The sequence below is a fragment of the Bacillus cereus group sp. Bce041 genome, from assembly GCF_052646455.1.
In genome coordinates this window covers 455,979-468,765 of the sequence record NZ_JBQXON010000001.1, presented here as the reverse complement: position 1 = coordinate 468,765, position 12,787 = coordinate 455,979, and the positions used below count along the sequence as shown (strand labels likewise).

Here is a 12,787-nt window from a genome sequence, read left to right as displayed (position 1 = left end):
GAGTATGCAATTTGTTACAGAGTGGATCAGAAATATTATCGTTTTTTTGCTCTTAGCGACAATGCTTCATCTTATTCTTCCAAATTCGAATTTGCAAAAATACGTTAAATTCGTTGTAAGTCTTTTGTTAGTCGTATTAATTTTAACACCCCTTTTTAAACTATTGCAGACAGATGTAAATGAAGTAATTGCAAATTTTAATGAAGAAAAGTACGTAGCAGAAGGATCTGTAAAAAATTCAATAGATTCGAAGAAAAAAGAAATACAAGCTCTAACACGTGCATATAGTTTAGAAGAGATGGCTACCAAAATGAAAAAAGAAGTAGGAAAAGAGTTTGAGAAACAGTATGGTATGTCAGTCTCTGAAATACAAATAGTCGCAGCGGAAAGCACAGCGGAAGTAAAGTCAGCGAAAGATATTCAATCTGTTGTTGTGACGTTAAAAGAAAAAGAACGTAGTAAAAATGATGCAATCGAAACAGTAAAACCAGTTGAAATTAACACGAAAGAACCACCGAAAAAAGTAGAGGAAACGAATGTAGAAATGAAAGACTTCTTTTCAAGCAGGTGGCAACTAGAGAATAAACAAATCCAAGTTCAAATGGAAGGGAGGACAGGTAGAGTAAATGGACAATAAAGATAAAAATTCGAAGTTCTCATTTTTTCGAAACTTATTGAATGGAGATGAAAAAGAAAGTAATGAGAAGGGAAGAAAGGTAACACCTAAGTTCTTACTTGTCCTACTCATACTTGGAATTTTGCTTATGTTTTCTAGTAGTTTTTTTTCAAGTAAAAAAGAAGAAGTACCTGTATTTAAAGAACAAAAAACTCAAAACCAGGAAAAAGATGTACCAACTTTTGGACAAAAAAATAATGATAATATGTCAAATGTAGAAAAATATGAAAAAGCGTATGAACAAGAATTAAAAACTGCTTTAGAAGAAATAGCAGGAGTAAAAGACGTAACGATTAAAGTGAATTTAGATTCATCTGAAGAAAAAATTTTAGAAAAAAATACAGTGAAACGCTCACAAACAACAGGTGAAACAGATAAAACAGGCGGTAAGAGAGAAGTAGAGGACGAGTCTCTTGATGAAAAGACTGTCATTATACGTGAAGGGGATAAAGAAACTCCTGTTGTTTTACGAACAGAGAAGCCGAAAGTACGTGGTGTTCTTGTCGTAGCAAAGGGAGTGGATAATATACAAGTTAAAGCAATGGTAAAAGAAGCTGTGATAAGGCTGCTAGATGTACCGGCCCATCGCGTTTCAGTTTCACCGAAAAATTGATAGGGAGGAAATAAAGTGTTAAAAAAACAAACAGTTTGGTTATTAACGATGTTAAGTTTAGTTGTTGTACTATCTGTGTATTACGTGACAACTCCTGACAAAATGAATACAGCATCGCCGGCAACAGGTGAAAAGATTGGACAAGAAAAACAAGGTACTGATAAAGCAGTAACAAACGAAGCGCCTAAAGAAACTCCGAAAAAAGAAAATACAAGCAAGGAAACAACAAATAAAGAAACAGACAAAAAAGAAAATGCAAAAAAAGAAACAAGTAAAAAAGAGGGCAATGTATCAGTTCAATCAAGTGATGAAAATTTCACAGCTTTACGTATGCAAATGGAAGATCAGCGTAGTGAACAAAAAGCAAAATTACAAGAAGTGATGAGTTCAACAAAAGCTTCAGCAACAGAAAAGAATAAAGCGAAAGAAAATTTTGATGCCATTACGACAATGGAAACGAAGCAAGAATTACTTGAGACAGTAATTAAATCTCAAGGAGGATATCCAGATGCTCTTGTAAGAGCTGATGGCACTGATATTAGAGTAACGGTTAAAGCGGCAAAACATTCACAGAAAGAAGCAAATAAAATTATTCAACTTGTAAGAAGTGAAGGCGGATCAAAAGATGTAGGTGTGAAATTTGATCCACCAGCGAAATAAGTGAAACTTTAATCCGTAGGGATTTCCCTGCGGATTATTATCTTTTACTAAGCAAAGGGTATGCAAATAGTAAAATAGAGTATGTAAGTAAATTTGTGAATAGAAAAAAGCTATCATTTTCGATAGCTTTTTTCTATGTCGTCTTTGTAATTATTTTTACTATGTTCAACTCGGAATGGAGAAACACGTTGTGAGTAAAAGATTAATGGTTCATGGTACTGATGATTACTTTTTCCGGATTTGACGTGGATGAAAAGAACGCATGCCCAAACGATTACGGCAGGTAAAAAGAGAATGAGCCATATCATATTTCCACACCTCAACACAATATATTTTCTACACTTTGAACATACTATTCTTATATGAAGGAATGATGAACGGCGTGTAAACAAAAAAATAATATTTGGTAAAAATATGTTATTGACTATAGGTGTGGTGAAGAGTGAGGAGGGAATGGCATGTTTGCTTTGTAACGTTTTGCAAAAGTAGTGAATGTTTTTTAAGAAGTGGTCTTGCCAATTTCATGTGAAACTTGGTATTATTACTAGGTATTAAATTTTTATTGGAATAATATTTTTACAGGAATTTCGATTTATTATAAAGAAATATAAATTGGAATGTTTAAAAAATTTATCGTAAGATGGAAATAGTAAATATTTCTATTAGTTAATGAAATATATTTTCTAATAGAGTACATCGTATTTTTACAGTCAATCTAGTTTTCGTGACGAGAATCTGTAAAAACGGGACAAACAAGAGTATGGGAGTGGATTTTACATGTTTAAAATTCAAGAAGTTCGTGAATTAATTAAATTAATTGATAGCTCTAATATTGATGAATTTGAATACAAAAAAGACGGTACAACAATCAAAATGAAAAAGCGTGGTAATGAAGTTGTTGCTGTGCAAGCACCTGCAGCAAAACAAGCTATGCAACCAGTAGCGCCTGTTGAAGTTGAAACGACAGTAGCAGCAGCGCAAGCAGAAGTGCCAAAACAAGAAGAGAAGAAGGTTGTTCAAAATGAAAACCTACATAAAATCACATCACCGATGGTAGGTACATTCTATTCTTCTTCTTCGCCTGATACACCTCCATATGTAAGTGTTGGGGATAGAGTATCGAAAGATTCTATCGTATGTATTGTCGAGGCTATGAAGTTATTTAACGAAATTGATGCTGATGTAGAGGGCGAAATTGTTGAAATTCTTGTTAATAACGGACAGCTTGTTGAATATGGACAACCGCTATTTCTTGTAAAAGCGTAATAAGGGAGTCTTTGTGATGATAAAAAAAGTATTAATAGCCAATCGTGGGGAAATTGCTGTACGAATTATTCGTGCTTGTAAAGAAATGGATATTGAAACAGTTGCAATTTATTCAGAAGCAGATAAAGAGTCACTTCACGTACAGATTGCAGACGAGGCGTATTGTGTAGGACCAACGATTTCGAAAGAAAGCTATTTAAATTTGACAAACATTATTAGCGTTGCGAAGTTAACAGGCTGCGATGCTATTCATCCGGGATACGGATTTTTAGCAGAGAATGCAGATTTCGCAGAGTTATGCCGTGAATGTAACTTGATTTTTATCGGTCCAAGTCCAGAAGCTATTTCAAAGATGGGCACAAAAGACGTTGCTCGTGATACAATGAAAGAAGCAGGGGTTCCGATTGTACCAGGTTCACAAGGGATTATTAAAAATACCGAAGAAGCGATTGAGCTTGCTAATCAAATTGGATATCCAGTTATTATTAAAGCGACTGCAGGTGGCGGCGGAAAAGGTATTCGTGTTGCACGCCATGAAGAAGAGCTTATAAAAGGAATTCAAATTACACAGCAAGAAGCTAGTACCGCTTTTGGGAACCCTGGTGTATACTTAGAAAAGTACGTTGAAGATTTCCGCCATGTTGAGATTCAAATAATGGCAGATACACACGGAAATGCCATTCATTTAGGAGAGCGTGATTGTACAATTCAGCGCCGTTTGCAAAAACTATTAGAAGAAAGTCCATCACCTGCACTTGATGAAGAGATTCGCAAGCAGATGGGTGAAGCGGCAGTTAAAGCGGCGGTAGCGGTTGATTATACAGGTGCTGGTACGGTTGAGTTTATTTATGAATATAAAACGAAAACCTTTTACTTCATGGAGATGAATACGAGAATTCAGGTTGAGCATCCGGTTACTGAAATGGTAACAGGAATGGACTTAATTAAAGAACAAATTCTTGTTGCTTCAGGAGAAAAGTTATCGTTACAGCAAGAAGAAGTACAATTTAATGGTTGGGCAATTGAATGTCGAATTAATGCGGAAAACCCTGCCAAAAAATTTATGCCATCTCCAGGTAAAGTAGAAATGTACTTACCACCAGGAGGATTTGGTATTCGCGTCGATTCAGCTGTATATCCGGGATATTCAATCCCACCTTTCTATGATTCGATGGTTGCTAAATTAATTGTTCACGGAAAAACACGTGAAGAGGCAATTGCAAAAATGAAGCGCGCACTTAGTGAATTTGTCATTGAAGGCGTACATACAACAATCCCGTTCCATTTGCAATTGCTAGATCATCCTGATTTTGTAAAAGGTGAGTTTAATACGAAATTTTTGGAAGAGCATGAACTTGTGACGCAGTGATACATTAAAGGAGGTTTTTTTCATGGCTGAACATATGTTAGATATGGGTCAAGATACAACTCTTGGTAAAGTAGAAATTGCACCAGAAGTAATTGAAGTAATTGCAGGTATTGCAGCTGCTGAAGTAGAAGGTGTAGCGGCAATGCGCGGTAATTTTGCTACAGATGTTGTTGAGAAGTTAGGTAAGAAAAATCATGGTAAAGGTGTAAAGGTTGAATTAGCAAACGAAGATATTATCGTTGACCTTTATGTTGTAATGTATTTTGGTGTAGCAATTCCAGTTGTTGCACAAAAGATTCAAGACAATATTCGCCAAGCACTCTTTACAATGACAGGACTTGAGCCAAAAGAAGTGAATGTTCACATCGTTGGCGTAACATTCGAAACACAAAAAACAGAAATCGAACCAGTGTAAGAATGAAAAGGTGCCTAGTAACATAGGCATCTTTTTTATCGTTTCATTTCTTCACAAATTACAACCCTCTAATTATTATACTATTTCAAAAAATAAGAAATAAACAAGAAAATGTGTCGTTTTTCCAAAAAACGTACATTGTGATAAGATATGGAACTTGAAGTTAATCTTTTTATTATTTTTCAGCCTTGTAACCCGTGTGTGAAACGATAAATTGTGTTATTATCATTGTATTATAAGGTTGGAAAATCAATGAAAACTGTAAGAGTAAGTGAATTGACGGCTTATAAATTATAATAATATAACAAAGTATAAGGAAAGACTTGAAGCATAAAGGAGAGTTACAATGAAACGTAGGACGGCTAGAGAAAGAGCAATGCAAGCATTATACCAAATGGATATTACAGGTGAATTAGAACCGAAAGTAGCAGTGGAAAACACGCTAGATGAAGGCGAAGAAACAAATGAGTTTCTAGAGTCACTTGTAGTAGGTTTTGTAGAAAATAAAGAAGCAATCGATGAAGCGATTCGTCAAAATTTAAAAAAGTGGAAGCTTGAGCGTATTAGTATTGTTGATCGCAGTATTTTACGTGTAGCTGTGTATGAAATGAAATACATGGAAGAAATTCCACACAACGTAACAATTAACGAAGCAATTGAAATTGCTAAAACATTTGGGGATGAGGAATCTCGTCGTTTTATTAACGGCGTTTTATCTAATATAAAAGATACACTGTAAATTCTTTAAGGGGGAATCTTAAAATGGTAGCAGTAATCATCAAAGGAAATGAAGTTGCGGAGAAAAAACGAGCACAATTAACAGAAGAAGTTGTGAAGTTGAAAGAGCAAGGTATTGTACCAGGGTTAGCAGTTATTTTAGTTGGAGAAGATCCAGCATCTCGTTCTTATGTGAAAGGAAAAGAAAAAGGCTGTGAACAAGTAGGGATTTACTCAGAGCTAATTGAACTTCCTGAAACAATTACTGAGGAACGTTTGCTTGCTGAAATCGATCGCTTAAATGGCGATGACCGTATTAATGGCATATTGGTGCAATTACCTTTACCAAAACATATTGAAGAAAAAGCTATCATTGAAAGAATTTCACCAGAAAAGGATGTAGACGGATTTCACCCAATCAGCGTGGGACGTATGATGACGGGACAAGATACATTCCTTCCATGTACACCGCATGGTATTGTAGAATTAGTAAAAGAAACAAATCTTGATATTTCTGGAAAACATGTAGTAGTAATTGGAAGAAGTAATATTGTCGGTAAACCAGTGGGGCAATTGTTTTTAAATGAAAATGCAACTGTCACATATTGTCATTCTAAGACGCAAAATATGAAAGAGTTATCGAAGTTAGCTGATATTTTAATCGTAGCTGTTGGACGACCTAAAATGATAACAGCGGATTATATTAAAGAAGGAGCGGTTGTAATTGACGTTGGTGTTAACCGTTTAGAAACAGGAAAACTTTGTGGTGATGTTGACTTTGACAACGTGTTAGATGTTGCGGGTTACATTACACCTGTGCCAAAGGGTGTTGGTCCAATGACAATCACAATGCTTCTTCATAATACTGTTGAATCTGCCAAACGTGCAGGTGTCGTTTGTAAATAATTTGAGTCGGCTATGAGGAGAGAGAAATGGAGAAGCAATATTTAACCGTTACAGCGTTAACACGCTATATAAAAACAAAAATAGAATATGATCCGCATTTGCAGTCTGTTTGGTTAAAAGGTGAAATTTCCAACTTTAAAAATCATAGCCGTGGCCACATGTATTTTACATTGAAAGATGAAAATGCAAGAATCGCAGCGGTTATGTTTGCGGGTCATAATCGTAATATTAAATTCAAACCTGAAAATGGGATGAAGGTACTCGTGAAAGGGAAAATCTCTGTTTACGAGGCGAGTGGTTCTTATCAAATTTATATTCAAGACATGCAGCCTGACGGAGTCGGAAATTTACATTTAGCGTACGAACAGTTAAAAGTTCGTTTAGAAGAGGAAGGACTTTTTTCTCAAGTTTATAAAAAAGCGATTCCTCCTTACGCTAAAACAATAGGTGTGATTACGTCGCCAACAGGAGCAGCGATTCGTGATATTATAACAACGATTAAACGTCGTTATCCAATTGGGAATGTTATTGTATTTCCGGTACTTGTACAAGGGGAGTCAGCGGCTCCCTCGATTGTACAAGCGATTCGTACAGCGAATGAAATGGGAGAGATAGATGTACTAATCGTTGGTCGTGGTGGAGGTTCTATTGAGGAATTATGGGCTTTCAATGAGGAAATGGTTGCAAGAGCAATCTTTAAGAGTGAAATTCCTATTATTTCGGCAGTAGGCCATGAAACAGATTTTACAATTGCAGATTTTGTTGCAGATTTACGCGCGCCAACACCGACCGCAGCAGCTGAGTTGGCAGCACCTAACATTATAGAGTTACAAGAAAAGGTATTACAAAGAACTCTGAGATTGCAAAGAGCAATGAGAGAGTTAGTACATAAAAAAGAAGAAAAACTACAAGTGTTGCAAAAATCGTATGCGTTCCGTTATCCAAGACAAGTATATGAGCAAAAGGAAGAGCAATTAGATAGAGCGCTAGAACAGCTTGTTTTAGCGAAAGAGCGCTATATTGATAAAAAGGTGAATCAGTTAAAGCAACTTTCATTTTATTTAGAGAAGCACCACCCATCTCAAAAAATTATGCAAACGAAGGTAGCTGTGGAAACGTTGCAAAAGCAATTACAACGTGAAATGCAAACGTTACTTCAAACGAAAGAATTTGCCTTTGTAAGAGCTGCTCAAAAACTTGAAGCGTTAAGTCCGCTTAAAGTAATGATGAGAGGGTACGGGCTTGTATATGATGAAGAGAAGCAAGTGTTAAAAAGTGTGAAAGATGTAAGCCTTGGAGATGCTGTTTCAGTTCAATTACAAGATGGAATACTAGATTGTAGCGTATCAGGCATAGAGGAGCGTGAATTGAATAATGGAAAATAAATTAAGCTTTGAAGAGGCAATTTCGCAACTTGAGCATCTTGTTTCTAAGCTAGAACAAGGTGACGTACCTTTAGAAGAAGCGATTTCTTATTTTAAAGAAGGTATGGAATTATCTAAGCTTTGTGATGAGAAGCTGAAGAATGTACAAGAACAAATGGCAGTTATTCTTGGGGAAGATGGAGAGCTTGAACCGTTTACTGCTTTAGGAGATGAAGCATAGTGACGATTGCTTTTGATACTTTTTTGAAAGAAAGTAAAACTTTCGTAGAAGAAAAACTTGTAAGCTATGCAAATGGATTACAATGTCCAAATGTACTTCGTGAAGCGATGGCATATTCTTTGGAAGCGGGTGGAAAACGTCTCCGCCCGTTACTTTTGTTTGCAACATTACAAGCGTTTGGGAAAGAAAGAAATCTTGGAGTAGGTGCAGCTTGTGCTCTTGAAATGATTCATACATATTCGTTAGTTCATGATGATTTACCTTGTATGGATGATGATGATTTAAGAAGAGGAAAGCCCACAAATCACAAAGTATTTGGTGAAGCGATGGCAGTTTTAGCAGGAGATGGCTTATTGACATACGCTTTTCAAGTTATTATGGCATATGAGCAGAAAGAAATTTCTGCTGAAAAAAAAGTAAGACTTGTACTTGAACTCGCAAAAGCAGCAGGACCAGAAGGAATGGTTGGCGGACAAGTGGCAGATATGGAAGCGGAAGGGAAACGCCTTACGATTGATGAATTGGAGTACATCCATAAACATAAGACCGGAAAACTACTTGAATTTGCTGTACTTGCGGGTGCGATACTTTCTGATGCGACAGAAGAGCAAGAAGAAAAGTTGCTTACGTTTGCCAAATATATCGGTCTAGCTTTCCAAATTCGAGATGATATTTTAGATGTGGAAGGAACTGAAGAAGAGATTGGAAAACCGATTGGTAGCGATCTTTCTAATGAAAAGAGCACATATACGACGTTGTTTACTGTAGATAGAGCAAAGGAGATTTTAGAAGAAACAATTGCAGAAGCAAAAGGTGCGATTAGCTCCTTGCAATTACAAGATGAATATTTACTATCTATTTGCGATTTGATTGCAAAACGTAATAACTAATATAACAGCGTTTTCATTTGTTGAGTCATTCATCATTTTATGATATAAATGTAGGAAAAGGTTTTTCTTTTCTTGTTATTGGCAAAAATATATGTAGATTACATTGCCGTTATCACTTCGTGTTAGCGGCTATTTTTTTCATCGCCTAAAGAAATATGGTTTATAATAGGATTAAGGCGCAATAGACTGGTTAATAGCGGGACAAGACGAAAAATAGAAAAGAGAATTTCTTGTTTTGTGTAAATGTTTTTTATAATATTTGACATGTTGACAGATTATGAAATGAAAGTGAGTGATCCGTGTGGATCTAACGCAAATTCAAAACCCTAGTTTTTTGAAAGATATGTCTATCAGTGAACTAGAGGGATTGAGTGAGGATATTCGTAAGTTTTTAATTGAAGAGCTCTCTCAAACAGGTGGACATATTGCACCTAATTTAGGTGTAGTAGAACTCACAATTGCTCTGCATAAATTATTTGATAGCCCGCAAGATAAATTTTTATGGGATGTAGGACATCAATCCTATGTACATAAAATTTTAACTGGACGCGCGAAAGAGTTTGGTACATTAAGGCAATATCAAGGTCTATGTGGTTTCCCGAAACGTTGTGAGAGTGAGCACGATGTATGGGAAACTGGTCATAGCTCGACTTCGTTATCGGCTGCAATGGGAATGGCTCTGGCACGTGATTTAAAGAAAACGAAAGAATATGTTATACCAATTATTGGAGATGGTGCTTTAACAGGCGGAATGGCTTTAGAGGCATTGAACCATATTGGACATGAAAAAACAGACATGATTGTTATTTTGAATGATAATGAAATGTCAATTGCACCAAACGTTGGTGCGCTTCATAATGTGCTCGGTCGTTTACGTACCGCAGGAAAATATCACTGGGTAAAAGATGAATTAGAGTATATATTAAAGAAAATCCCAGCAGTTGGCGGGAAAGTGGCTGCGACAGCAGAGAAAATAAAAGATAGTCTTAAATATTTACTAGTATCTGGTGTCTTTTTCGAAGAGTTAGGCTTTACATATTTAGGTCCAGTCGATGGGCATGATTATGAAAAGTTATTCGAAACGTTGCAATATGCAAAGAAAACAAAAGGCCCAGTACTCGTTCATGTTATTACGAAAAAAGGAAAAGGTTATAAACCGGCTGAGAGTGACGTTATTGGAACTTGGCATGGAACAGGACCTTATAAAATTGAATCAGGTGACTTCGTTAAGCCGAAAGAAGTTGCACCAGCATGGAGTGCTGTCGTTAGTGAAACAGTACTTAAGCTAGCGAGAGCAGATGAGCGTATCGTAGCAATTACACCTGCAATGCCTGTTGGATCAAAACTTGAGAAATTCCAAAAAGAATTCCCAGATCGTATGATTGATGTAGGTATTGCAGAACAGCATGCTACAACAATGGCAGCAGGTATGGCAACGCAAGGAATGAAGCCATTCTTAGCGATTTATTCAACATTTTTACAAAGAGCATATGACCAAGTTGTTCATGATATATGCCGCCAAAATTTAAATGTTTTCATCGGAATAGATCGTTCGGGATTAGTAGGAGCAGATGGTGAAACGCATCAAGGCGTATTTGATATCTCATTCTTACGTCACTTGCCGAATATGGTGCTTATGATGCCGAAAGATGAAAATGAAGGGCAACATTTAGTTTATACGGCGATGCAATATGAAGATGGACCAATCGCATTGCGTTATGCGCGCGGTAATGGACTTGGCGTTCATATGGATGAAGAATTAAAGGCGATTCCAATCGGTACGTGGGAGACGTTAAAAGAGGGTACACAAGCAGCTATTTTAACGTTTGGTACGACAATACCAATGGCAATGGAAGCAGCTGAGCGTCTTGAAAAAGCTGGGGTTTCAGTGAAAGTAGTGAATGCTCGCTTTATTAAACCAATGGATGAAGCATATTTACATGATCTTCTAGGAAAGAATATACCGATTTTAACGATTGAAGAAGCTTGTTTAATCGGTGGTTTTGGAACAGGAGTAGTTGAATTTGCATCTGAAAATGGTTACCATAGTGCATTAGTTGAACGAATGGGTATTCCAGATCGCTTCATAGAGCACGGAAGTGTAACAAAATTATTAGAAGAAATTGGTTTAACGACAGATGCTGTTGTAGACCGTATTCATACAATGATTCCATCAAAACAAAAAAGGGCGTAACAAATGAGCGTAAAAAAAGAAAGAGTAGATGTACTATTAGTAGAGCGAGGACTTATAGAAACGCGTGAGAAAGCAAAGCGCGCCATTATGGCCGGACTCGTATATGCAAATGAGATGAGACTTGATAAGCCAGGAGAGAAAATCTCGCAAGATACTGAGATTACGGTGAAGGGACAAGTTATGCCGTATGTAAGTCGTGGTGGTTATAAACTTGAAAAGGCATTAGAGACATTTCATCTTGATTTACAAGATAAAGTTATGATAGATATTGGTTCATCAACTGGTGGCTTTACAGATTGCGCGCTTCAAAATGGAGCGAAATTATCTTATGCATTAGATGTAGGATACAATCAACTAGCGTGGAAATTACGTCAAGATGAGCGTGTTGTTGTAATGGAACGAACAAACTTCCGTTACGTGACACCAGCAGACTTAGAACGTGGTTTACCTCAATTTGCAAGTATTGATGTTTCATTTATATCATTAAAGCTTATACTGCCAGTTTTAAAAACAATGCTTATGCCTAACGGAGATGTAGCAGCGTTAATTAAACCGCAGTTTGAAGCTGGAAGAGAGCAAGTTGGGAAAAAAGGTATCGTTCGTGATAGAAAAGTACATGAAGCTGTTGTAGAAATGATTGTCGAGTTTGCTTTAAAAGAAGGCTATGATGTGGAAGGTTTAACATTCTCACCAATTACGGGTGGGGATGGTAATATTGAATTTTTAATTCATCTGAAATGGCATGGTGAACGTGAGAATGGCGAAAATCATTCTCCGATTTCTATAGAGCAAGTTGTTACAGAAGCGCATGAAGTTCTAAAACAAAAAGGGAAAGGGGAATAACATATGTTGTTCCTCTTTTTGCTGTAATTGTATAATGATTGTAAAAACAATTGTGTACAAGAAACGAATTATAAGTTAACATAAATAAGTGAAGTATACCAATGTTTAAACTATGGTAAGAGATAGTGTGAGGTGCAAATGTATGAATAAAGGTCAGCGCCATATTAAAATCAGGGAAATTATTGCAAACAAAGAAATTGAAACACAAGATGAATTAGTTGATATTTTACGTAATGAGGGATTTAATGTAACGCAAGCAACAGTATCGCGCGATATTAAAGAACTGCACTTAGTGAAGGTGCCATTACATGATGGGCGCTATAAATATAGCTTGCCAGCAGATCAACGATTTAACCCGTTACAAAAATTAAAACGAAATCTAGTGGATTCATTTGTAAAATTAGACACGGCAGGACATATGCTTGTGCTAAAAACATTGCCTGGTAACGCTCATTCACTTGGAGCACTTATTGATCATTTAGAGTGGGATGAGATCATCGGAACCATCTGTGGTGATGATACTTGCTTAATTATTTGCCGTACACCTGACGATACAGGTGTTGTCTCTGATCGTTTCTTAAATATGTTGTAACAAAAAATCTTGTTTGCTTTCCATCGTAAAGTGGAAAGTGA

At 36.5% G+C, this 12,787-nt stretch carries 15 protein-coding genes; 14 read left to right on the top strand and 1 reads right to left on the bottom strand.

The window, feature by feature from the left end; all coding sequences use genetic code 11:
- Positions 1-4: 4 nt before the first annotated feature.
- Genes spoIIIAF through ACUN13_RS02380 form a run of 3 tightly spaced genes read left to right on the top strand, consistent with a single transcriptional unit; the run spans position 5 to position 1,949 of the window.
- The gene (gene spoIIIAF / locus ACUN13_RS02390; RefSeq protein WP_001161052.1) at positions 5-637 is read left to right on the top strand and encodes a stage III sporulation protein AF; all 633 of its coding nucleotides are present in this window, start codon (positions 5-7) and stop codon (positions 635-637) included.
- On the top strand, positions 627-1,289 hold the full coding sequence (gene spoIIIAG, locus ACUN13_RS02385) for a stage III sporulation protein AG (RefSeq protein ID WP_000368880.1): 663 nt from the start codon (positions 627-629) through the stop codon (positions 1,287-1,289). The genes spoIIIAF and spoIIIAG overlap by 11 nt, the downstream gene beginning before the upstream one ends.
- Before the next feature lie 15 nt (positions 1,290-1,304).
- Positions 1,305-1,949 (top strand): SpoIIIAH-like family protein, encoded by a 645-nt coding sequence (locus ACUN13_RS02380; protein WP_000914710.1) that lies wholly within the window; start codon positions 1,305-1,307, stop codon positions 1,947-1,949.
- Positions 1,950-2,062: 113 nt separating this feature from the next.
- Here the strand turns inward: ACUN13_RS02380 and ACUN13_RS02375 are convergent, their stop codons facing one another.
- Entirely contained in the window at positions 2,063-2,257 is a 195-nt protein-coding gene (locus ACUN13_RS02375; protein WP_002179810.1) for a hypothetical protein, read from the bottom strand.
- Between the two features lie 469 nt (positions 2,258-2,726).
- Between ACUN13_RS02375 and accB the strand changes: the two genes are divergently transcribed.
- The 11 genes from accB (at position 2,727) to argR (ending at position 12,746) form a co-directional block, all read left to right on the top strand.
- Positions 2,727-3,215 carry an acetyl-CoA carboxylase biotin carboxyl carrier protein gene (gene accB / locus ACUN13_RS02370; protein WP_000472866.1) on the top strand — a complete coding sequence of 163 codons (489 nt, stop codon included), beginning with the start codon at positions 2,727-2,729 and terminating at the stop codon, positions 3,213-3,215.
- Positions 3,216-3,231: 16 nt separating this feature from the next.
- Positions 3,232-4,584 carry an acetyl-CoA carboxylase biotin carboxylase subunit gene (gene accC / locus ACUN13_RS02365; protein ID WP_000592871.1) on the top strand — a complete coding sequence of 451 codons (1,353 nt, stop codon included), beginning with the start codon at positions 3,232-3,234 and terminating at the stop codon, positions 4,582-4,584.
- A 22-nt stretch (positions 4,585-4,606) separates the two neighbouring features.
- A complete protein-coding gene (locus ACUN13_RS02360; RefSeq protein WP_000807630.1) occupies positions 4,607-4,999 on the top strand; it encodes an Asp23/Gls24 family envelope stress response protein in 393 nt (130 codons plus the stop codon).
- Positions 5,000-5,345: 346 nt separating this feature from the next.
- Complete coding sequence (nusB, locus tag ACUN13_RS02355) at positions 5,346-5,738, top strand: N utilization substance protein NusB (RefSeq protein ID WP_000830247.1); 393 nt, start codon at positions 5,346-5,348, stop codon at positions 5,736-5,738.
- A 23-nt stretch (positions 5,739-5,761) separates the two neighbouring features.
- Positions 5,762-6,622 (top strand): bifunctional methylenetetrahydrofolate dehydrogenase/methenyltetrahydrofolate cyclohydrolase FolD, encoded by an 861-nt coding sequence (gene folD / locus ACUN13_RS02350; protein WP_000226732.1) that lies wholly within the window; start codon positions 5,762-5,764, stop codon positions 6,620-6,622.
- Positions 6,623-6,648: 26 nt separating this feature from the next.
- Complete coding sequence (gene xseA, locus ACUN13_RS02345) at positions 6,649-8,007, top strand: exodeoxyribonuclease VII large subunit (RefSeq protein WP_000415249.1); 1,359 nt, start codon at positions 6,649-6,651, stop codon at positions 8,005-8,007.
- On the top strand, positions 7,997-8,227 hold the full coding sequence (gene xseB / locus ACUN13_RS02340; protein WP_000428423.1) for an exodeoxyribonuclease VII small subunit: 231 nt from the start codon (positions 7,997-7,999) through the stop codon (positions 8,225-8,227). The genes xseA and xseB overlap by 11 nt, the downstream gene beginning before the upstream one ends.
- The gene (gene ispA, locus ACUN13_RS02335; protein ID WP_000150381.1) at positions 8,227-9,117 is read left to right on the top strand and encodes a (2E,6E)-farnesyl diphosphate synthase; all 891 of its coding nucleotides are present in this window, start codon (positions 8,227-8,229) and stop codon (positions 9,115-9,117) included. The genes xseB and ispA overlap by 1 nt, the downstream gene beginning before the upstream one ends.
- Positions 9,118-9,418: 301 nt before the next feature.
- Complete coding sequence (dxs, locus tag ACUN13_RS02330) at positions 9,419-11,311, top strand: 1-deoxy-D-xylulose-5-phosphate synthase (RefSeq protein ID WP_000366452.1); 1,893 nt, start codon at positions 9,419-9,421, stop codon at positions 11,309-11,311.
- 3 nt (positions 11,312-11,314) lie between these two features.
- Positions 11,315-12,154, top strand: a complete 840-nt coding sequence (locus ACUN13_RS02325) for a TlyA family rRNA (cytidine-2'-O)-methyltransferase (protein WP_000111875.1) — start codon at positions 11,315-11,317, stop codon at positions 12,152-12,154.
- 142 nt (positions 12,155-12,296) lie between these two features.
- A complete protein-coding gene (argR, locus tag ACUN13_RS02320) occupies positions 12,297-12,746 on the top strand; it encodes an arginine repressor ArgR (RefSeq protein WP_001032580.1) in 450 nt (149 codons plus the stop codon).
- Positions 12,747-12,787 lie beyond the last annotated feature (41 nt).